17 protein-coding genes and 1 pseudogene are annotated in these 21,132 nt (G+C 74.8%); 6 read left to right on the top strand and 12 right to left on the bottom strand.

Annotation, left to right across the window (positions count from 1 at the left end; genetic code table 11):
- The first annotated feature begins 292 nt into the window (after positions 1-292).
- Positions 293-2,404: a phosphocholine-specific phospholipase C gene (locus ACFV0O_RS28300; RefSeq protein ID WP_380346494.1), complete on the top strand. Its 2,112-nt coding sequence runs from the start codon at positions 293-295 to the stop codon at positions 2,402-2,404.
- Between the two features lie 161 nt (positions 2,405-2,565).
- Here ACFV0O_RS28300 and ACFV0O_RS28295 read toward each other — a convergent pair whose 3' ends face one another.
- From ACFV0O_RS28295 to ACFV0O_RS28285, 3 genes and pseudogenes are all read right to left on the bottom strand, one after another.
- On the bottom strand, positions 2,566-3,744 hold the full coding sequence (locus ACFV0O_RS28295; RefSeq protein ID WP_380346493.1) for an alpha-hydroxy-acid oxidizing protein: 1,179 nt from the start codon (positions 3,742-3,744) through the stop codon (positions 2,566-2,568).
- A gap of 266 nt (positions 3,745-4,010) precedes the next feature.
- Positions 4,011-5,223: pseudogene (locus ACFV0O_RS28290) on the bottom strand (MFS transporter); the annotation flags it as partial.
- Positions 5,224-5,424: 201 nt separating this feature from the next.
- Positions 5,425-6,327 carry a nuclease gene (locus ACFV0O_RS28285; RefSeq protein ID WP_380346492.1) on the bottom strand — a complete coding sequence of 301 codons (903 nt, stop codon included), beginning with the start codon at positions 6,325-6,327 and terminating at the stop codon, positions 5,425-5,427.
- Between the two features lie 478 nt (positions 6,328-6,805).
- On the opposite strand from ACFV0O_RS28285, the gene ACFV0O_RS28280 reads away from it, so the two are divergent.
- Positions 6,806-7,513 (top strand): hypothetical protein, encoded by a 708-nt coding sequence (locus ACFV0O_RS28280; RefSeq protein ID WP_380346491.1) that lies wholly within the window; start codon positions 6,806-6,808, stop codon positions 7,511-7,513.
- Positions 7,514-7,711: 198 nt separating this feature from the next.
- On the opposite strand, the gene ACFV0O_RS28275 is transcribed toward ACFV0O_RS28280, so the two are convergent.
- The 4 genes from ACFV0O_RS28275 to ACFV0O_RS28260 all read right to left on the bottom strand — a co-directional run bounded on the left by ACFV0O_RS28275 (position 7,712) and on the right by ACFV0O_RS28260 (position 12,175).
- Complete coding sequence (locus ACFV0O_RS28275) at positions 7,712-8,326, bottom strand: TIGR03086 family metal-binding protein (protein ID WP_380346490.1); 615 nt, start codon at positions 8,324-8,326, stop codon at positions 7,712-7,714.
- A 109-nt stretch (positions 8,327-8,435) separates the two neighbouring features.
- Positions 8,436-10,121 (bottom strand): phytoene desaturase family protein, encoded by a 1,686-nt coding sequence (locus ACFV0O_RS28270; RefSeq protein ID WP_380346489.1) that lies wholly within the window; start codon positions 10,119-10,121, stop codon positions 8,436-8,438.
- Between the two features lie 153 nt (positions 10,122-10,274).
- The gene (locus ACFV0O_RS28265; RefSeq protein ID WP_380346488.1) at positions 10,275-10,931 is read right to left on the bottom strand and encodes a response regulator; all 657 of its coding nucleotides are present in this window, start codon (positions 10,929-10,931) and stop codon (positions 10,275-10,277) included.
- A complete protein-coding gene (locus tag ACFV0O_RS28260) occupies positions 10,919-12,175 on the bottom strand; it encodes a sensor histidine kinase (RefSeq protein WP_380346487.1) in 1,257 nt (418 codons plus the stop codon). Before ACFV0O_RS28260 ends, ACFV0O_RS28265 begins: the two co-directional genes overlap by 13 nt.
- Positions 12,176-12,911: 736 nt before the next feature.
- On the opposite strand from ACFV0O_RS28260, the gene ACFV0O_RS28255 reads away from it, so the two are divergent.
- Positions 12,912-13,157, top strand: coding sequence for a hypothetical protein (locus tag ACFV0O_RS28255; protein ID WP_380346486.1), 246 nt, complete (start codon positions 12,912-12,914; stop codon positions 13,155-13,157).
- Between the two features lie 201 nt (positions 13,158-13,358).
- Here the strand turns inward: ACFV0O_RS28255 and ACFV0O_RS28250 are convergent, their stop codons facing one another.
- The 4 genes from ACFV0O_RS28250 to ACFV0O_RS28235 all read right to left on the bottom strand — a co-directional run bounded on the left by ACFV0O_RS28250 (position 13,359) and on the right by ACFV0O_RS28235 (position 16,796).
- Positions 13,359-13,688, bottom strand: a complete 330-nt coding sequence (locus tag ACFV0O_RS28250) for a hypothetical protein (RefSeq protein WP_380346485.1) — start codon at positions 13,686-13,688, stop codon at positions 13,359-13,361.
- Between the two features lie 362 nt (positions 13,689-14,050).
- Positions 14,051-14,803 carry an FAD:protein FMN transferase gene (locus ACFV0O_RS28245; protein ID WP_380346497.1) on the bottom strand — a complete coding sequence of 251 codons (753 nt, stop codon included), beginning with the start codon at positions 14,801-14,803 and terminating at the stop codon, positions 14,051-14,053.
- A gap of 30 nt (positions 14,804-14,833) precedes the next feature.
- Positions 14,834-15,364 carry an FMN-binding protein gene (locus tag ACFV0O_RS28240; protein WP_380346484.1) on the bottom strand — a complete coding sequence of 177 codons (531 nt, stop codon included), beginning with the start codon at positions 15,362-15,364 and terminating at the stop codon, positions 14,834-14,836.
- A 52-nt stretch (positions 15,365-15,416) separates the two neighbouring features.
- Positions 15,417-16,796 (bottom strand): ferric reductase-like transmembrane domain-containing protein, encoded by a 1,380-nt coding sequence (locus ACFV0O_RS28235; protein WP_380346483.1) that lies wholly within the window; start codon positions 16,794-16,796, stop codon positions 15,417-15,419.
- A 192-nt stretch (positions 16,797-16,988) separates the two neighbouring features.
- Here ACFV0O_RS28235 and ACFV0O_RS28230 point away from each other — a divergent pair, with 192 nt between their 5' ends.
- Positions 16,989-17,759, top strand: coding sequence for a response regulator transcription factor (locus tag ACFV0O_RS28230; protein WP_380346481.1), 771 nt, complete (start codon positions 16,989-16,991; stop codon positions 17,757-17,759).
- Entirely contained in the window at positions 17,756-19,267 is a 1,512-nt protein-coding gene (locus ACFV0O_RS28225) for a sensor histidine kinase (protein WP_380346479.1), read from the top strand. Before ACFV0O_RS28230 ends, ACFV0O_RS28225 begins: the two co-directional genes overlap by 4 nt.
- Here ACFV0O_RS28225 and ACFV0O_RS28220 read toward each other — a convergent pair.
- Positions 19,248-20,321: a GlxA family transcriptional regulator gene (locus ACFV0O_RS28220; RefSeq protein WP_380346477.1), complete on the bottom strand. Its 1,074-nt coding sequence runs from the start codon at positions 20,319-20,321 to the stop codon at positions 19,248-19,250. The genes ACFV0O_RS28225 and ACFV0O_RS28220 overlap by 20 nt on opposite strands.
- Before the next feature lie 140 nt (positions 20,322-20,461).
- On the opposite strand from ACFV0O_RS28220, the gene ACFV0O_RS28215 reads away from it, so the two are divergent.
- Positions 20,462-21,049, top strand: coding sequence for a cysteine hydrolase family protein (locus ACFV0O_RS28215; RefSeq protein WP_380346475.1), 588 nt, complete (start codon positions 20,462-20,464; stop codon positions 21,047-21,049).
- Positions 21,050-21,132 lie beyond the last annotated feature (83 nt).

The following is a 21,132-nucleotide window of genomic DNA, read 5'->3' as shown; positions in this document are numbered from 1 at the left end:
GAAGCTAAGCCTCACAGCGCCGATGGTACTGCAGGGGGGACCCTGTGGGAGAGTAGGACGCCGCCGAACAACCTTTGTGAAGAACCCCCATCCGGTTTCCGGACGGGGGTTCTTCGCGTTTCCGGGCACGTGTTTCCGGGGCGAACGCCGGCGCCGGCGGGGCAGGAGTTGGCCGAACGCTCACGCGGCGTTCGCGTGCGGTCCGTGTACGGCCTTGCCTGCGGCCCCTAGGTTCGATTCCTCTCCCCGGAACCACGCACGCACCCGTGCACCCCCGACGGAAGGACAACACGTGGCCTCCATCGACCGGCGCCGATTCCTCCAGCTGGGCGGCGCGTCCGCCGCCGCCGCGGGCCTCGCGGCGTTCCCGCCCGCGGTCGGCAAGGCCCTGGCGCTGCCTGCGGTCGGCAGGACCCGTTCGATCGAGGACGTCGAACACGTCGTCGTCCTGATGCAGGAGAACCGTTCCTTCGACCACTACTTCGGCACCCTGCGCGGTGTGCGCGGGTTCGCCGACCCGCGTCCCACGCTGCTGCCGAACGGCCGGCCGAACTGGTACCAGCCCGCCGCATCGGTGCGGACCGGCCGGTACCACGACCGCGGCCTGCCGGCCTCCGAGCAGGAGGTGCTGCCCTGGTACATCGACCCCGGGAACACCACCGAGTACCAGGCCGGTACGGACCACGGGTGGAGCAGTGGCCACCTCGCCTGGAACGAGGGGCGCCATGACCAGTGGGTGAACCAGAAGCAGGACGTCATGACGATGGGTCACCTCAAGCGCCAGGACCTGCGGTACCACTTCGCCCTGGCCGACGCCTTCACCGTCTGCGACGCGTACTTCTGCTCGGTGCACGCCGACACCGCTCCCAACCGCATCCACCTGTGGACCGGCACCAGCGACCCGCGCAACGCGTACGGCCGCAAGCCGAACGGCCCGGGGTTGTGGGAGCGCAACGACACCAACGGCTACACCTGGACGACGTACCCCGAGCGGCTGGAGGCGGCCGGCGTCAGCTGGAAGCTGTACCAGGGCGGTTCCGGTGAGCCGGGCACCCCGACGGACAACTACACCGACAACTCGCTGATGTTCTTCGAGCGGTACCAGGTGGCCGAGGGCGCGTCGGGCCCGCTGGTGGACAAGGGCGCCACCGACCACACGCTGAAGGAGTTCCGGGCCGACGTCGAGCAGGGGCGGCTGCCGCAGGTCTCCTGGATCGTCCCGCCGTACAAGTACAGCGAGCACCCCTCCGCCACGCCGACGGACGGCGCGTACTACATCAACCTCGTGCTGGACGCGCTGACGTCGAACCCCGAGGTGTGGGGCCGGACCGTCTTCCTCGTCAACTACGACGAGAACGACGGCCTGTTCGACCACGTCGTCCCGCCGATGCCGCCGGTGGTGAGCCGCCCGGGCGGTCAGGGCATGGTCTCCGCCGACCTGGCGGCGAGCCTCGGCGACGAGCTGCTCGACCTCGCGAAGTACCCGGGGGAGATGAGCCCGCTGGTGCCCGGCTCGGACCCGGGCGGCCTGCAGCCGATCGGCCTCGGCCCGCGCGTGCCGTTGCTGGTCATCTCCCCGTGGTCGCGGGGTGGTTGGGTGTGCTCGGAGACCTTCGACCACACCTCGGTGCTGCGGTTCCTGGAGGCCCGCTTCGGCATCGAGGAGCCGAACATCAGCGCGTGGCGCCGGTCGGTCTGCGGTGACCTCACCTCGGCGCTGGACTTCTCCGGCGCGGACGGGCGGCGGGTCGCGGTGCCGGTGCCCGCGCCGATCGCCTCGCAGGGCAAGGCCTACCAGGTGCCGCTGCCGCAGCGGATGCCGGTCCAGGAGCCGGGCACCCGGCCGGCCCGCGCGCTTCCGTACGACCTGAGGGTCAACGAGGAGGAGACGGACACCCCGGGGCAGTTCCGGCTCGAACTGGAGAACCGGGGCTCGGCGGGCGCGTGGCTCTACGTCTACGACCGGACGGCACCGACGGTCGCCCCGAGGCGGTACACGGTCTCGGCCGGCGACACCTTCGCGGACTTCTGGCCGGTGTCCGGCACCGGCGGCTACCACCTCGTCGGCCACGGCCCGAACGGCTCGGTGCAGGAGTTCGAGGGTGCGCTCCCGGGCGGGTTGGTCGGACGTGTCGACCCGTCGAGGAACCAGGTCCGCGTCACGGTCTCCAACGACGGGCCGGTCGCCCGGACGGTGACCGCCGAGAACGCCTACGCGAAGGGCTCGCGGCAGAGCCGCACCCTCCGCCCCGGCGCCACGGCCCGGTTCACCTTCGACGTGCGCGGCGACAGCCGCTGGTACGACGTCACCGTCGCGGCCAGCGGCGGGCCGGCGTTCCGCCGCCGTTGGGCCGGTCACCTGGAGAACGGCCGCCCGGGCACCAGCGACCCCGGTCCGCGCTGACCGGTCCGCGCTGACTGGTCCGCGCATACCCGGGTGCTCTCCCGGGGCTCGGTCGGCCTGGTCGACCTGGCTGCCGACACGTGCCGGAGGGCTCCGGCGGCTCGGCAGCTCCACCGGCTCGGCTGGTGGCGGTGGTGCCGGCGTCGCGACCTGATGGTGCGTCAGATGCGACGCAGGGCGCCCTCGGCGCGCAGGTCGGCGAGCGTCGGGTAGCCGTCGACGGCCATGATCAGGTCCGCCTCGGCGAGCAGCGAGCGCAGCACGTGCACGATGCCGTCGGTGCCCTCCAGTGCGAGGCCGTAGACGTACGGGCGGCCGACGCCGACGGCGGTGGCGCCGAGGGCGAGGGCCTTGACGACGTCGGCGCCGGAGCGGACGCCGGAGTCGAAGAGGACGGGCAGGCCGGCGGCGGCCTCGACGACGGCGGGCAGCGCGTCGAGGGCGGGCAGACCGCCGTTCGCCTGGCGGCCGCCGTGGTTGGAGCAGTAGATGCCGTCGATGCCGCCGTCTCTGGCGCGGCGGACGTCCTCGGGATGGCAGAGGCCCTTGAGGAGGATCGGCAGGTCGGTGAGCGAGCGCAGCCAGGGCAGGTCGTTCCAGGTCAGCGGGTTGCCGAAGATGCCGATCCACTCCAGGACGGCGGCCTGCAGGTCCTCCTCGGGGGCCTTGGCGAGGCGGGCACGGAAGACCGGGTCGGAGGTGTAGTTGGCCAGGCAGTGGCCGCGCAGCTGGGGGAAGTTGGAGGCGGCGAGGTCGCGCGGGCGCCAGCCGGTGATCCAGGTGTCCAGGGTGACGACGATGCCCTTGTAGCCGGCGGCCTCCGCCCGGTGGACCAGGCTCTCGGCGAGCGCCCGGTCGGTGGGGGTGTAGAGCTGGAAGAAACCGGGGGTGTCGCCGGACTCGGCGGCCACCTGCTCCAGCGGGTCGACGGTGAGGGTGGAGGCGATCATCGGGACGCCGGTGCGGGCGGCGGCCCGGGCGGTGGCGAGGTCCCCGTGGCCGTCCTGTGCACAGAGGCCGATCACCCCGACGGGGGCCATGAACAGCGGGGACGGCAGCCGCATCCCGAACAGGTCCACGGACAGGTCCCGTTCCTTCGCACCGACCATCATCCGCGGTACCAGGCCCCAGCGGTCGAAGGCGGCGACGTTCGCCCGCTGGGTGGACTCGTCGCCCGCCCCGCCCGCGACGTAGGACAGCACGGACGGCGCCAGGGCCGACTGTGCCCGGGCCTCCAGCTCGGCGAAGGTCATCGGCATCGTCGGCAGCACACCGCCGAGCCCGTTCAGGTAGATCTCGTTCTGGTAGTCGCCGAACCGCGTGCCGAACTCGGGAGCCATCCCGGTCGCCGTCCTTCCGCCGTCACCCGCCCGGAGAGCGCCCCGGGCCCGCCCGGGAACGTCCCGGCCGGTGGCGCCGTCCGTCGGCCCGGTCGGGCGGGTGGACGGCGCTCCGGCATTCTCGTCACGGCGAGCGCCCCTGACCAGGGTGCGGTGGTGCCGGGTCAGCGCTTCGCCCCGGCCTCCGGACCTGCCGCCGTTCCGGTCGCCTGCTGGGTGGCTGCCCCGGTCACCGGCCCGTCTGCCGTCCCGGTCACCGGTTCGGGCCGGACCCGGTGGCCGTACCGCCACGCGGTGGCGGCGGCGAGGAGGGCGACGGCGCCCCCGAGCACCATGACGGCGGCGGGCGAGGAGCGGTCCACGACGAGGCCACCGGTCAGGGCGCCGATCGACATCGTGGCCTGGAAGGAGGAGGTGAACACCACGCCGGCCGCCTCCGGGGCGTGCGGGGCCGCGGTGCGGAACCAGGTCAGCGAGCACACCGGCACGGCGCCGTACGCCACGCCCCACAGCGTCAGCAGGACGGCGGCGCCCGGACCGCCGGTGCCCAGCAGCGGCAGCAGCAGGGCCGCGGCGGCGAGCAGCAGGGCGGCCGTGCCGAAGACCGGGCGCAAGGCCCGGGCCGCACGGCCGCCGGCGAGGACGTTGCCGAGCAGTCCGGCGGCGCCGTACACGAGCAGCAGGGCGGTGGCCTGGCCGGGGCCGAGGTGGGTGGTGGCCGCGAGGAACGGGGTGACGTAGGTGTAGCTGCCGAAGTGCGCCAGGACGATCAGGAAGGTCACGGCGAGGCCGGTGCGGGTGCCCCGTCGGGCGAGCAGCCCGCGCAGCACGCCCGGGCCGGTGCTGGTCAGCGGGGGCAGCGGTGGCAGTGACACCAGGAGGACGGCCAGGGTCAGCAGGGTCAGCGCCGCCATCACGAGGAAGGCCGCCCGCCAGCCGGCGAGCGAACCGAGGAACACGCCTGCCGGTACGCCGAGGACCGAGCCGAGCGGGACGGCCGAGAAGAACACGGTGTCGGCCCGGCCCTGCCGGTGCTCCGGGACGAGCCGGGGGGCGAGCCCCGAGCCGGTCGACCAGAAGGCCCCGACGACCAGGCCGAGGGCGACCCGGGCGGTCAGCACGGCCCAGTTGGCGGGGGCGAGCGCGTTGAGCAGGTCTGCCAGGGCCGGCAGCAGCTGCAGGGCGCAGAGCATGGTCCGCCGGTCGGCGTGCCTGGTCGCGACGTCACCACCGGTGCGGCGACCGCGGCGACGATGCCCGGCAGGGTCATCATCAGCCCGGCGGTGCCGTCGGAGATCCGGAAGTCGCGCCGATCGGGGTGAGCAGGCCGATCGGCAGGATCTCGGTGGTGACGATGGAGAACACGCCCGTGGTGACGGCCGGTCCGGCGAGCCGACCGCCCCGCCGGGCCTGGGGGTCCGGGCGGGGCTGGGCGGTGTCGGCGGTACGCGGAGCCGGGTGGAGGGCGGTGTCGGCCATGCCGGAGGTCCTGTCCGTCAGTGGTGGGTGTGTCACGAATCCCACCAAACGGCCAGGGGATCGGGCTGGCGCGAATCCGACCTCGACATCCGGGTCGGCGCTTCGCCGGCCGGGTCGGCGCGTCGACCTCCGGGTGGCGTCCCGACCTCCGGGTCGGCGCCTCGCGTCCGGGCGGGTGCGTCAACGTCCGGGCGGGCCGGGCTACTTCTCGGCGAACAGCAGGTCCTCGACGGGCCGGGTCATCCGCACCGTGCTGCCGTCGGTGACCTCGACCACGTGCTGCAGTCCGACGGTGGGCGGCTTGGGGCGCTCGGGGAGGGTGAACTCGTCGGTGCCGCCGGCCAGGAAGGCGGGCAGGCAGCCCAGGCCCGGGCCGAAGAGCCGGACGTAGTCGACGAGGCGGCGGAAGAGCTTCGGCAGCATCACGAGGTCCTCGGTGATCGATTCGAGGTTCTCGATCTTCGCGCCGGTGGTGGTGACGTCGTGCAGCCAGACGCTGCCCGGGGCCCTGGCCGTCCGGGCCTGCTGCGCGGTGGCGGTCAGGTCGGCCCGGAGGGCGTCGGGCAGGCCCTGGTAGAAGGTGGGGTAGACCAGGCCGAGCGAGAGCAGGTGGTGGTTGACGGTCTGGTGCAGCAGGTCGGGGGTGACGTCCAGCCGGAAGCCGCTGCGCGCGGGCTTCGGGGGGTCGCCGACGTTCGGCGGTGCGCCGCGGCCGACCAGTGCCACGCAGCGGTGGAAGACGTCGGCGCCGCCGGTGAGGATGTAGCCGGGGACGGCCGCCGGGGTCGAGGCGGTGACCTTCTCCTGGTCGTCCTGGACGACCTCGGTGAAGCCCAGCCACGTCAGCAGTTCGTCACGGGCGGCGTGCGCGCCGAGCCCCAGTGGCTGGTGCGCGAAGTCCGGGCCGACGCCCTTGTAGTGGGTTTCGAGGGCGTCGATCGCGTCCAGCCGCAGCGAGGCGCCGCCGTGCTCGTCGCGGTCGACCCGGTTGCGGCCGGGGACGTCGCACCAGTAGCCCGGGTCCTGTGGAAGGAAGTGGACGGTGTCGCCGTCGGGGCGGTCGTGGAGGACCTGGTAGGAGCCGGTGATGAGCATCATGGACATGTCTGCCTCCCGGATCTGACGGGCCGCCACCACGGCGGCGCCGGGCCGAGAGCTCTGTCCGTATGCGAAGTGTCGGGTTCGGCGAGAGCCTCGGGCGGCGGATCCGGCGACGGGCCGTCCGCGTCGTCCTTCCTTCCACCATGCGCCCGTCCGGTGGCGATGTCACTCCGGACGGGCATGGTCACGCACGGTGAGGGGGCGGGCCCTCGCGGGGCTTCCGCGCGGGGCTCTCGTCCGGAGTGTCGCCGGGTGTTGCCGGGTGTCGCCGGGCGTCGCGGGGGTGCGGAGCGAGGGGAGTGGCGTCGTCGAGAAGGTCGGGATGACGGGTTTCGGACAAGGTCGCCCCTCGGGGTCGATTTCCTGGAACCTCCACCGAACTTTCACTCCGTCTCCCCGTAGGGTGACTCTCGATCCGCCGCCGGGCGCTCCGGCGTGCGGGACGTCCCCTCACCCCCGATCCGTCTGGAGTGGTTCGACAATGAATGTCCGTCAGCTGTGGAAGCGAGCGACGGCCGCGGTCGCCGGCCGCGGGATCGGAGCGGCCGCGTCGGCGTTCGCGCTGGTCGCGGCCGTCGTCCTGGGCGGCACGGTCTCCGGCATGTCCTCGGCGGAGGCCAAGCCCGCGTGGCCGTCCGGCCGGTGGGCCTGCTCCGGGCAGCCCGTCGACGCCGGGAACGTCATCACGGACCACGATCCGGCCGGCTGCGGCGGCTTCGGCTCCTGGTACCAGCAGCCGGTGAAGGACGGCATCTGGACCTGCTCCGGCTCCCCGGTGGTCGCCGGCTACGTGATCACGGACCACCAGACCTCCGGCTGTCGGGGCATCGGCTCGTGGCGCCACAGCCTGGTCAAGGACGGCATATGGACCTGTTCCGGCTCTCCGGTCGTGCCCGGGTACGTCATCACCAACCACCTGCGGGCCGGCTGCGGCGGCATCGGCTCCTGGCAGCACGGCCTCCCGCATGACGGGATCTGGACCTGCTCCGGCTCCCCGGTGGTGGCGGGCTACGTGATCACCGGTCACCTGCAGGCCGGCTGCGACGGCGCCGGTGCCTGGTACCACAACATCGCCCGGGTGGGCCTGTGGACCTGCCCCGGCTCGCCGGTCCCGCCCGGGTTCCGCGCCACCACCTACTCGGCGGGCGGCTGCAACGGCCTCGGTGCCTGGGCCCTCGCCCGCGCCTGACGGTCCGTCAGTTCGACGGCTCGACGGCTCGACGGCTCGACGGCTCGACGGGCCGTAGGGCCGTCGAGCCACGGCTCGGCTGTCCTACGGCTCGACCGCCTCGACGGTTCGAGTCCTCGTCCCCGCGCCCCTCGTCCCCGCGTCCGGATCCGGGCGCGGGGACCGGTCGTTCGGGAGGACGGACGCCCGTGGTGCCCGTCAGGGCAGGGCGTCGTAGGACCAGTGCGGGTCACGGCCGGTGAGGGCCAGCAGCCGGTCCTGCGTGTCGGCGCCCGGAGCGCTGACGAGCGGCGGGTCGAACATGCCGGTGCCGCTCAGGTTGCGGTAGCCCTGGAACTCGGCGAGCGCGTACCCGGCGGCGCCGGGCGGCATCCGGCCGCTCTCGCCCAGGGCCCGTGCCAGGTCCCAGCCGTGCACGACGGTCTCGGCGGTCAGCTCGCGGGCGTATCCGCCCGCGTCGCGCGTCCCGTAGGACAGGTGCACCAGTTGGTCGGGCACGCCCGGCTGGTGCAGCGCGCGCACCGCGGTGTCGGCGGCCATCGCCCACACCCCGACGGGGTTGCGGCCCAGCACGTCGCCGCCGAACCGGTGGCCGATCGCCTCCGGGGTGTAGCCGGCCACCGCCTGGCACACCCAGAGGTGCTGCGCGGCAAGGTGGTTCATCAGTGTGCGGACGTCCCAGTCCCGGCACGGTGTGCACGCCGTCCAGCCGTCGTCGGGAACGGCCCGCACCAGGCGGGTCACCTCCGCCACGGCGGCGACGTAGCGTTCACGGACCTCGACATGGAACCCGGGTGGGTGCGGACATTCCATCGGAGGGCCTCCCTCCTGCCCTGCTCACTCTCAGTAAACCGCCACTGGGAGTGACATGCCAGGCGTACGGGGGGCCTGCTGCGGTGTGTGGCCGCGCGGCCCCTGCGCGTCAGCGGCGCGCCCCTTCCTCCAGGACGGCCCGCGCCGCGTTGTGACCGGGGATGCCGCTGACGCCGCCGCCCCGGACGGCTCCCGCGCCGCACAGCAGGACGCCCGGCCGGTCGGTGGCCACGCCCCAGCGGGCGGCGGCGCCGGCACCCGCATCCCTGGCACCGGCATCCCAGGCGCCGGCACCGGTGTGCCCGACAGCGTCGTCTCCGGGGCCGTCGTCGTCCACGAACGGGAAGGCGAGGTCGCGGTGGAAGATGTGGCCGCCCGGCAGGCCGATCTCCCGCTCCAGCTCCACCGGCGTCCTGGCTTCGAGGCAGGGCCGCCCGTCGGCGTCCGTGGCCAGGCAGCCGGCGATCGGCTCGGCCAGTACCGCGTCCAGCTGCGCCAGACTCGCGGCCAGCGCACGGTCCTTGGCCGCCGGGTCGCCGAACAGCCGGGCGGGCATGTGCAGGCCGAAGAGGGTGAGCGTCTGGAGCCCCTCACGGACGGCCTCGGGGCCGAGGATCGACGGGTCGGTGAGGGTGTGGCAGTAGATCTCGGAGGGCGGCGCCGAGGGCATCCGGCCGTCCCGTGCCTCGGCGTGGGCGGTCGCCAACTGCCGGTAGCCCTCGGCGATGTGGAAGGTCCCCGCGAACGCCTCGCGCGGGTCCGCGGCGCTGTCCCGCAGTCGCGGCAGCCGGCGCAGCACCATGTTGACCTTCAGCTGGGCGCCCTCCGGTACGGGCCCCGGGGCGTCGCCCAGCAGCCGGGCCAGCACCGCGGGTGCGGCGTTCACCAGCACCCGGTGCGCCGCCACCGTGCCCTCGCCGCCCCGCGCCAGGTCCCGGTACGACACCTCGGTGTCCGCCCTGCCGCCACCACGGGCCGTCCCGCCTGCGGGGGTGCGGTCGGCGGCGATGGCGGTGACCTCGTGGCCGGTCCGGATCTCCGCGCCGGCCGCCAGGGCCGCCCCGGCCAGCGCGTCCGTCACCGCGCCCATCCCGCCGACCGGCACGTTCCAGTCGCCCGTGCCGTTGCCGATCACGTGGTAGAGGAAGCAGCGATTCTGCCGGAGCGAGGGGTCGTGGGCGTGGGTGAAGGTGCCGATCAGCGCGTCCGTCAGGACCACCCCGCGCACCAGGTCGTCCGCGAAGCTCCGCTCGATCACCGCGCCCAGCGGCTCCTCGAACAGCGACGCCCAGGCCGCGTCGTCCCCGATCCGCCGGCGCAGCTCCGTCCGGGAGGGCAGCGGCTCGGTGAGCGTCGGGAACACCCGCTCGGCGACCCGTGCGGTCGTCCCGTAGAAGCGCTGCCACGCCTGCCACTCCCGGTCGCCGCCGGTCAGCGCCCGGAACGACTCCCGGGTCCGGCCGGGATCGCCCGCGTCCACCAGCAGGCCGGTCGGCTTCCCGTCCCGCTCGGCGGGCGTGTACGAGGCGATCCGCCGCCGCCGCAGCTCCAACCGCAGCCCGAGCTCCCGGACGATCTTCCGCGGCAGCAGGCTCACCAGGTACGAGTAGCGCGACAGTCGCGCGTCCACCCCCGGGAACGCCTGTGCGGACACCGCCGCCCCGCCGACCCGGGCCAGCCGCTCCAGCACCAGCACCCGCTGCCCGGCGCGTGCCAGGTACGCGGCCGCCACCAGCCCGTTGTGCCCGCCGCCGACGATCACGACGTCGTACCGCGAGGACGCGTTCGTGTTCATCCGGCCACGCTACGCCACAACCGGGGAGCGCGGAACAGTCGTGCGGCGAGGGGCCCTTCGGAGGCGGCGGGCCGACGGAGGGCGCGGGTGACGGGGCTCGCGGAGGGTACGGCCGGGCATGCGGGTGACGGGGCTTGCGGACGGTGCGGGCGGCTACCGGTCGGCGAGGGTGCGGAGGTACGTGAGGACGGCGAGGACGCGGCGGTGGCCGGTGTCCGGGGTGGGCATGCCCAGCTTGGTGAAGATGCCGCCGATGTGCTTGTTCACGGAGCTCTCGGCGATGAACAGCAGCCGGGCGATGGCGGGGTTGTTGTGTCCCTCGGCCATCAGGGCGAGCACCTCGCGTTCGCGCGGGGTGAGGGCGGCGAGGGGGTCCCGGGCGGTGTGGTGGGCCATGAGGTGGGTGATGACCTCGGGGTCCATGGCGGTGCCGCCGTCGGCGACCCGCCGCAGGGCCTGGAGGAACTCCTCGGCGCGGCCCACGCGGTCCTTGAGGAGGTAGCCGACGCCGGTCGCGCTGCGGGCGAGCAGTTCGGTGGCGTAGGCGTGTTCGACGTACTGGGAGAGGATCAGGACGGGGAGCCCGGGCAGCCGGCGGCGGGCCTCGACGGCGGCGCGCAGGCCCTCGTCGCGGAAGCCGGGCGGCATCCGGACGTCGACCACGGCGATGTCGGGACGGTGGTCGAGCAGGGCGGGCAGCACGTCGTCGCCGTGGCCGACGGCCGCACACACCTCGTGGCCCTCGCTGGTCAGCAGCAGGACCAGGCCCTCGCGCAGGAGGGCGTTGTCCTCGGCGATCAGGATGCGCATGGGATGTCCACTTCCAGTACGGTCGGGCCCCCGGGCGGGCTGGACAGGGCGGTGGTTCCGTCGAAGGCGGCGACCCGGCGCCGCAGGCCCGGGAGGCCGCTCCCGGCGCCTTCGGCCGCGCCGCCCCTGCCGTCGTCCTCGACCCGGACGGCGATCGCACCGGCGGTGATCCGCAGCCGGACCAGCGCGGTGCGGGCGCCGCTGTGCCGGGCGACGTTGGTGAGCGCCTCGGCGACCACGAAGTAGGCCGCGGCCTCGGCGGCGGCCGGTGCGCGGGGCGGCGGGTCTGCGCTCCCGTCGAGGTCGGTCCGGGTGGGGACGGCGCAGTGGGCGGCGAGTGAGCGAACGGCCTCGGTCAGCCCGCGGTCGGCGAGCACCGGCGGGTGGATGCCCCGCACCAGGGCGCGCAGGGACCCCAGGGCCTGTTCCGCGACGCGTTGGGTGGAGTCCACCAACTCCTCGACCTGGTCCGGGCGGTGGGCGAGGGCCCGGCGGATCATGCCGAGCCGCAGCGAGACGGCCACCAGGTCGGCCTGGGCGCCGTCGTGCAGGTCCCGCTCGATCCGGCGCAGTTCGGCGGCGTGCGCGTCCAGCGCCCCGGACCGGCTCAGCGTCAACTCCCGGACGCGCTCCGCGAGCGACTCGCGGCGGCGGGCCACCAGCAGCCGGCGGGACGCCCGTGCGTGCAGGTCGGCCAGCGGCGGCAGGGCGGCCAGCGCGACCAGCGCGTAGCCGACCCCACCGACCGCCGCCGCGGCCGCCACCGGCCAGGAGTCCACGTCCAGCAGGATGATGGCGTCCCGCTCGCGCGGTAGCAGCCGCCACCACACCGGTGCCGTCAGCCAGTTGAGGGCATGGCTGCAGAGGGTGAGGGCGGCGGCGCACAGGGCCGTGCCGGCGGTGCCGTGGACGAACAGCCAGAGCAGGTCCTTGCGGACGGCCGGGTCGCGCGGGGACGGCCGCCGGTCACGGTACGGCGAGCGGACCTCGGCCCCGAGCCGGCGGCCCACCAGGCGGCGGTGGAACTCGGCGTAGCGGCGCAGCAGTTGCAGGGCGCGGGGGAGGAGCAGGAAGCCGACGCCGACCGGGCAGAGGGCCAGGACGACGGTCAGGAGGACGACGGCGACCAGGGCGCCCAGTCCGGTGCCGAGGCAGCGGAGCGCGTACCAGGCGGCGGAGGGGGAGCGGCGGGCCGTCGACCGGGCGGTGGCTGCGGCCGCTGCGGTGATTCCGGCTGCCCGCACGATCGTTGAGTGCCTCCGCGTCGACTGTTCGATCACCCTAGCACCGGCCGGTGGACGCTCCGGGGGTCGGTCCGGCGGGCCGGGCGGGCCTGTCGGGTGGTTCGGTCGGGCGGCCGGGTGCGGTGGACGGGTTCGGAGGCCTGGTGCGGTGGACGGGTTCGAAGGCTGGTTCGGGGGCTGGTGCGGTGGCCCGCTCGTGCGGAGGGGAGCCCCTCCGCCGGACGGCCGGCAACCCCACAATGGGGCGGGCGGATCATGACGGTAGGGGGGACCGGGTGGAGTGGCTGCTGGGGGATCGGCGGAGCCCTGTTGCTCGGGGTGGTGACCAATCTGGTGTACGACTTCGCCAAGTACGGCGGCTCGCGCGTCGGTTCACGGGTACCGGCGCCGCGGGTCCGGCGGGCGACCCTGTCGGAGGCGGCTCGGACGCACGACGTCCGGGCGGACGGGCTGGCGCCGCTGATCACCTGGTCGGCGGCCCGGCCGCTGACCCCCGGCACGCTGGTCACGTCGTACGACGGGCGGGTGGGCCGCCCGCACGTGCTGGACGGGGTCGGGTGGGCCGAGGAGGTGGCGCGCCAGCGGGCCGCCGGGGCGGCGGGCCGGACGGCGTACGTCTCACGCCTGACGGTCGATCACGGCGAGCACGGCGCGGCCCGGGTGCGCGAGGTGACCATCGCCGAGAGCGACTGCGCGCACGTGGCTGGGCTGGAGCGAGCCGGCCTCCTGCTACACGTTGGTCGCCACCGTCCGGGCCCGGCTCGACGCGGCGGAGATCGACCGCCGCCGCGAGGCCTGCCACAGCACCTTCGAGCACGACATGGCGGTCTGGGTACCGTTCACCCGGCGCTCGGTGTCCGGGCTGGTCGAGGGCGGCGTGTGCCCCGACGGCTCGCGGCGCTGGTCGTACCTCGCACCGCTGGTGGCGTGGGAGGCCTGGCGGGCGGCGCAGCAGGAGCGGGGGTGGAGCGCGCCGGCGTGACGGGCGGCGTCCCGGCCAGACGCTCCGTCAGGGGCGTTGCACGGTGCGTCCGCGGAGGCTCCGCGGGGCGTCGCACTAGCCTGCAGGTCCGGCCGGGACCGGCCAGGGCCGACCGGGACCGACCGGGACCGACCGGGACCGACCGGGACCGACCGGGACCGACCGGGACCGACCCGGACGGCACCGGGGCTGGTGCCACGCTCACGGCGTTCTCCCGGACCGGGTGGTGCACTGGTGGCAGTAGAGGACCTCGACCGGCCCACCGGAGCGGGCCCGTGCCACGGCCCGCGCGCACGACACGGCGGACAGCGCGGCGAGGGCGAACAGCAACACGCCTGCGGGCTGCCCGCTGAGCAGCGGTTCGGCGGCCAGGACGAGGAGTACCGCAGCCGCCAGGAACCGCACGGCGCCTCTGCCCCGGAGCACGGGCCGGTACTGCTCGCGGAACACCGTGATCTCTGTCGTCTCCTCGCACCGAGGGCAGCCGGACCCGCCGGCCTGCGCCGGTTCGAACAACAGCTCATCCGTCACACGGAAACCCTACGGTGTGCGTCCGGACGGATCGACCACGTTGCTCAAGCCGGTCCGCCGAACTGAGCGTTCCACGAACGGACTTCCCGGGCGGCTTGCACGGAACTCGTGCCGGAGCCGGTCCGCCGCGTTCGCCGTCCTGCGATGAGGCCTTCTCATGGGGCGATGCCATGAGCGCACCTCATGGGCGCGCGGCATGAGCGCACCTCATGACGCCGGCTCATGAGCGCACCTCATGAGTCGGCCCATGAGAGTGCCTCATGACGCCGGCCCATGAGAGTTCCTCATATCCCCGCCGCATGAGCCCTTCTCATGCGGCGCGCCCCTGAACGATCCTCGTCGCCCACCGCACGGCACCGCGCTCAGCCGACGGCGGACCGCCAGTCCGCCGGTCCGCTCGCCGGGAGGTGGCCGGGCAGGCCCGGTGTCCAGCGTTTGGTGCCGTCCGGCAGGACGGCGAGTGCCTCGATGCCGGGCCGGCGGGTCGCCCAGGCGAGGGCGCGGTCCGGGCCCATCGCGAAGGCGGCGGTGGCCCAGGCGTCGGTGCGGGCGATGCCGGTGCCCGGGGCGCCGACCAGGGTGAGGGAGGCCAGGCCGGTGGCCGGGCGGCCGGTGCGCGGGTCGAGGACGTGCGCGCCGCGTTCGGCGGTGCCGGAGGTGGCCACGGCGAGGTCGTGGCCGGCCAGGACGGCGGCGAGCAGGCCCGGCTGCCAGGGGTCGGCGATGCCGATCCGCCAGGGCCCGCCGCCGGTCTGCAGGTCCCCGCCGCCGCTGACGCAGTAGTGCCGGGCGCCGGAGGACCGCAGCAGGCCGGCGGCCTCCCCGACGGCCCACCCCTTGACCCAGCCGCTGGGGTCGAGCCGCCCGCCGGGCCGTTCGGTGAACCAGCCGTCGGTCTCCGCGGCCACCGCGCGGCAGGCCGCGAGGACGACGGGGACGTCGGGGTCGCAGTCGTCCGGGGTGAGTTCGCCCCGGTCGAGTCGGCTGATGTCGCTGTCGGGCCGGTAGGTGGAGAACACCGCGTCGATCCGGTGCAGCCGTTCGACGATCCGCTCCAGCGCGTCGGGCGTCCGCGGGGTCGGGTCGCGGACGGTGATCGAGAAGACGGTGCCCATGACGGGTTCGGCGTGGCGGAGCACGGTTCCTCAGCCCTTGGCCCGGTCGAGGGCGCTCTGCAGCGAGCGGATGTAGCCGTCGCTGGTGTACGTCGCGCCGCTGACGACGTCGATCCCTGCGCTCTGCGCGGAGATCGCCTCCTGGTTGAGCACGGGCAGGGCACCGGTGTTGATCTCGCGGTCGCGCCGTTCGGAGGTGGGGTACTTGACGACGTCCACGGCGGTGATCCGGCTGCCGGCCAGGGTGACCTGGACCTGCACCGGCCCGTACCGGGTGTTGACGGTGTCGCCGCTGACCTTGCGGGTGGCCCCCGCGGCCGAGGTGGACGGGGCCGCGGCGGCGGACGGGCCGGAGGCGGAGGGACCGGAGGCGGACTGGCTGCCGGGGGACCGGCCGCCGGAGGAGGGGGCGTTCGACGGTGCGGACACGTCGGAGCCCGTGGCGCTGTCCGACCCGGAGCCGATCACCGGGGCCGGCCCGGTTGCCTCGTGCGGTTTGAGGGAGAGCAACAGCACCACGCCGGCGGCGGTGGCGGCACTGGTGACGACGGCTCGGCGCATGGATTCGACGCTCCTCGGGAGTGCGGGACGGCTCGGCGGGGCTCAGCCGGGCTCAGAAGGAAAAGCTCTCGTGGTGGATGCGCCCCGGTGCGACCCCCGCCGCCCGCAGCGCGCGGGCGGCCTCCTCGGTCAGCGCCTCCGGCCCGCACAGGTAGACCTCGTGCTCGGCCAGGCCCGGGACGAGCCGGGCGAGCGCGGCGCCGAGGTCGCCGACCTGCTCCCGCGGGCCGAGCAGCTCGTGCACGACCGCGCCGCGGCGGCGGGCGATGTCGGCCAGCTCCGTCCGGAACAGCAGGTCCTCCGGTCGCCGGGCACGCTGGACCAGCGTCAGTTCTCCCGGCAGCGTCTCGAACAGGGCGCGCAGCGGGGTGATCCCGACGCCCGCCCCGAGCAGCAGGACCCGGCGCCGCCGCAGCAGCCGCCCGGTGAACGCGCCGTACGGGCCTTCGGCGCGCACCCGGGTGCCCGGGCGCAGCTCGGCGACCGCGGCGCTGTGCCCGCCCAGGTCCTTGACCGTGAAGCGCAGGAAGCGCGGGTGCGGCGGCGCGGACAGCGAGTACGGGTTGGCGGCCCAGCGCAGGCCGGGCGCCTGGAACTGGAGGCGGAAGAACTGTCCGGGTTCGGCGCCGAGTTCGTCCAGCCGCTGCCCGGTCAGGAACAGCGACACCACGCCGGGGCCCTCCGGCCGGACCTCCGCGACCCGCAGCCCGTGCCGCCGGTCGAGCAGCCACGGCCGGGCCAGCCGGTACCAGCCGAGCAGGGCCGCCGTCCCGAAGTAGAGCGCGTACCAGGCGGCCTGTCCGGGGCCGCCGCCGAGGTCGGCGCCGGTGGCGAGCTGATGGGAGAAGGCGAGTGCCACCGCCAGGTAGGTGGCCAGGTGCAGGTAGTACCAGGCTTCGTAGGACAGGCGCCGGCGCGCGGCGCGGGCGGAGACCGCGCCGGTGCCGAGCAGCAGCAGGGTGCCCAGGGTGGCCTTGATCATCTCCGGGTAGTGGAAGACGATCTCGACGCCCTCGCCGAGCAGGCCCCGCCCGTCGGTCAGCGCGTAGCCCCAGACGACCGTCAGCACGTGCACCGAGACGGCGGCCACCAGCCAGCGCCCGCCGAAGGCGTGCCAGCGGGCCAGCCGGTCCGCTCCGACCCCGCGCTCCAGCGGCGGCAGCCGGGCCATCAGCAGCACCAGCACCGGGGCGGCGTACCCGGCGAGCAGCCCGGTGATCCGCCCGGCGCCGGTCAGCCAGCCGGCGGCGCCGACGACCGCGGGCGTGCCCGTCCACCACAGGCCGAGCACGCCGAGCGCGCCGACGGCGATCAGTCCGAGCGCGACGGCCGGGTCCAGGGCGAACGAGGGGCGGCCCGCGGCCCGGTGGCCCCGGCGGACGGTCGTCGGCCGGGGCCCGGGCCGCGACTCCGGTGCGGCGGCAGTGCTCATCGGGAACCTCCTCAGCGCCCGGCAGCAGGTGCCGCCGAGGCCGCCACGATCGCACCGCAAGCTCTGAGCCGCCTCTGAACGAGCCCGCTTCCCGCGCCCTCGATCATCTTCATCATCGCAGGTCAGGGTAGGTGTGCTGGTCCACGAACGGTCTTCGGAGGTCTCACGGCTTTCTCATCGCGGCGGTGCAGAATGAACGTCGCCCGGCACGGGCCCCGCCGGCCGGCACCAGCCCGAGGGAGCACCATGGACGACACCGCCGACCGCCCGGAGTGGCGCGTGCTGGTGGTCGACGACGAGCCGGACCTGGTCGAGGTGGTGTGCGGCGCCGTCCGCTACGAGGGCTGGCAGGCGCGCGGCGCGACCACCGGCCGGGCCGCCGTGGAGGCCGCCGCGGCGTGGCGCCCGCACGCCGTGGTGCTCGACGTGATGCTGCCCGACCTCGACGGCCTGGAGGTGCTGCGTCGCGTCCACGCCGCGCAGCCGGAGGTGCGGGTGCTCTTCCTCACCGCCCGGGACGCCGTCGAGGAACGGATCGCGGGCATCGCGGCGGGCGGCGACGACTACGTGACCAAGCCGTTCAGCCTGGCCGAGGTGGTCGTCCGGCTGCGCGGCCTGCTGCGCCGGGCCGCCCCGCCCGCCGCGCAAGCCGGCCCGCCCGCGCACGCGCTGGTGCTCGGCGACCTCGTCCTGGACGACCGGGCCCGGGAAGTGACCCGCGGTGGTGAGACCGTCGAACTCAGCCCGACCGAGTACGCGCTGCTCGCCCACCTGATGCGCCACCCCCGGCAGGTGCTCAGCAAGGCGCAGATCCTGGACGCGGTCTGGTCCTACGACTTCGGCGGGCAGGCGCACATCGTCGAGCTGTACATCAGCTACCTCCGGAAGAAGCTCGACGCGGGCCGGAGCCCGATGATCCACACGGTGCGGGGCGCCGGGTACCTGATCAAGGCCGCACCGTGAAGCCGCGCATCCGGCTCACCCCGCGCCCCCGCGGTACCCGCCTCACCCCGCGCCCCTGCGGTACCCGCCTGGCTCCGCGCACCCTGCGCGCCCGGCTGATCGCCGGCCTGCTGGTGCTGCTCGTCGTCACCTGCGCCGCCGTCGGCTTCGCCACCACCGCCGCGCTGCGCCACTTCCTGGTCGACCGCCTCGACCAGCAGCTCGCCGAGTCCGGCGGCCGCTACGCCGCGAGCCTGGAGCACGCCGGCCAGGGCACCGGCCCCGACACCCGGGCGCAGACGCCGGGCACCCTCGGCGTGCGGCTGATCGGCGGCCGGGTCACGGCGGCGGGCGTGGTCGACGGCGACGCCGACGACACGGACGGCCCCGACGACGAGGACGACCGGATCGCCTTCACCGCCGCCCAGCAGCGCGCACTCGCCGCCCTGACGCCCGGCGGTCCGGCCGACACCCTCGACCTGGGCGGGGCGCAGGGCCACTACCGGGTCCGCGCGGTCGCCGGGCGGGACGGCGACGTGCTGGTCAGCGGCCTGCCGCTGCGCCCGGCCGAGGACACCCTCCGGCGGCTGGAGACCCTGGAGCTGACGGTGTTCGCGATCGCCGTGGTGGCCGCCGGTGCGGCCGGGGCGCTCTGGGTGCGCTGGTCGCTGCGCCCGCTGGGGCGGGTGGTGGTCATGGCCGAGCGGGTCAGCGCGATGCCGCTCGCCAGCGGTGAGGTCCTGCTGGCCGAACGCGTGCCGGACGACGACCCTCGCACCGAGGTCGGCCGGGTCGGTGCGGCGCTCAACCGGATGCTCGGTCACGTCGGCGGCGCCCTGGCCCGCCGGCACGCCGTGGAGGAGCGGCTGCGGGCCTTCGCCGCCGACGCCAGCCACGAGCTGCGCACCCCGGTCGCGGCCGTCCGCGGCCACGCCGAGCTGGCGCTGCGCCACCCCGGGGCCGTGCCCGCGCCGGTCCGGCACTCGCTGGAGCGGATCGACGCCGAGGCGGTGCGGATGGGGACGATCGTCGAGGACCTGCTGCTGCTCGCCCGGCTGGACGCCGGCCGCCCGCTGGCCGCCACCGAGGTGGACCTGACCCGGATCGCGCTGAACGCCGTGGCCGACGCCCGCGCCGCCGGGGCGGACCACCGGTGGCGGCTCGTCCTCCCCGAGGAACCGGTCGTGATCCGCGGTGACGAGCACCGGCTGAGCCAGGTGGTGGCCAACCTGCTGGCCAACGCGCGGTCCCACACCCCGGCCGGCACCGGGGTGGAGCTGCGGCTGGTGCGGGACCGGGCCGACGGCCGGGTCGAGTTGAGCGTCGCCGACGACGGGCCGGGGATCGCGCCGGAGCTGCTCGACCGGGTCTTCGAGCGCTTCGTCCGGGGCGACCGGGCCAGGTCGCGGGCCACCGGCTCGACCGGGCTCGGACTGGCGATCGTCCAGGCCGTCGTCCAGGCGCACGGCGGCACGGTGGACGCGGCCAGCCGGCCGGGCCGCACGGCGTTCACCGTCCGGCTGCCGTGACATCCCCTGCCGTGACACCCCCTGTCGCGGTACCCGCGGTGCCCCCTGCCGCGGTACCCGCGGTGCGGAAGCGCTGCCGGTAGTCGGTCGGCGTGGTGCCGAGGCGCCGACGGAAGGCGCGCACCAGGGTGTCGACGGTGCCGAACCCGCAGGCGGTGGCGATGCGTTCGAGCGTGGCGTCGCCGGACTCCAGTCGGTGGCGGGCGAGTTCGACCCGGGCCGACTCGATGTACGCGCTCGGGGTGGTGCCCAGCTCGGTCTTGAAGATCCGGGTCAACTGCCGTTCGCTGACGTGGGCGTGGGCGGCGAGGTCCGGGACGGTGAGCCGGCCGGAGAGGTTGCGCAGGATGTGGTGGCGCAGCTCCTCGATCCGCCGGGTGGTCGAGACCGGTTCCAGCGGGACGCTGAACTGACTCTGGCCGCTGGGGCGTTTGAGGTACATCACGAGCTGGCGGGCGACCCGCAGGGCGAGTTCCTCACCGAAGTCCTCGGCGACCAGGGCGAGTGAGAGGTCCAGGCAGGCGCTGATCCCCGCGCCGGTCCAGATCTCGCCCTCGCGGATGAAGATGGGGTCGGCGTCGACCTCGATCCGCGGGTGCTCGGCGGCGAGTTGGCCGGCCGTGGACCAGTGGGTGGTGGCCCGCCGGCCGTCCAGCAGTCCGGCGGCGGCGAGCAGGTGCGCGCCGACGCAGACGCTGGCCACCCGGCGGGAGCGGGCGGCCAGCGTGCGGACCCGGTCGACCACCGCCGGATCGGTGAGCGCGCGGACCCGGCGCCGGTCGTCCACCTCGACCGCCCCGGGCACCAGCAGGGTGTCGATGGCGCTCTCAGCGGCGCGGTCGAAGGTGAGGTCGGGCAGGATCCGCACGCCTGCCGCGGTGGTGACCGGGTCCGTGGTCTCGGCCGCGAGGACGACCCGGTAGCCGGTCGCGCTGTCGGTTTCCCGGCCGACCAGCGAGAACACCTCCGGCGGCCCGGTCACGTCCAGCAGGTCGACCCCCTCGAACAGGACGATGACGATCAGCCGCCGGACGGCCTCGGTGTCTGTCTTCACGGGAGCCCCTCGATGTCGGAATCTGCATGTTAGACGGCATTGCCGACATGCGAGCGCCGCCCGTAGCGTTTTCCACGGCGGGCCGCACCGGGCGTGACCTGCCCGATCCCCGTCCTCCGCATCCGAAAGGCGGCACCACCGTGCCCACCACCCTGCGCGCCCTCAACGGACTCGACGAGAAGCCGGCCTCGCTCGGCGACGCGACCCTGATCCTGATCGACTACCAGAACACCTACGTGCGGGGCGTCATGGAGCTGGAGGGGTGGCGGGAGGCGCTCGACGCCGCCGCCGACCTGCTCGTCCGGGCCCGGGCGGCCGGCGCCACCGTCATCCACGTGGTGAACGACGGCGGCGAGGGCACCCCGTACGACGTCCGGGCCGAGATCGGGCGGATCCACCCGAGCGTGGCACCGGCCGAGGGCGAGCGCGTGGTGGTCAAGCAGGTGCCGGACGCCTTCGCCGGCACCGACCTGGGCGAACTGGTCGACGCGGCCGGCCACCGGGACGTCGTCATCGCCGGATTCATGACCCACATGTGCGTCACCTTCACCACGGCCGGGGCCTTCCTGCGCGGCAACCGCCCGACCGTCGTGGCCGCCGCCAGTGCGACCCGGCCGCTGTCCTCCGCCGGCGCCGTGCTGACCGCCGCCCAGGTCCACCGTGCCGCACTGGCCACCATCGGGGACCTGTACGGCGTGGTGGTGGAGTCCCCGGCCGACCTGGGCTGAGGGGCGGGGAACGGGGAGCGGACCCGGGCTGCGCGATCCGCGTTTCGAGGGCTGGCGGGACCACCTGCGGGCCTCCTGGAACC

The organism is Kitasatospora sp. NPDC059577 (assembly GCF_042735475.1).
Lineage (GTDB): Bacteria > Actinomycetota > Actinomycetes > Streptomycetales > Streptomycetaceae > Kitasatospora.
Note: the sequence above shows the minus strand (reverse complement) of the source record. Positions and strands in the feature narration are given on the sequence as shown.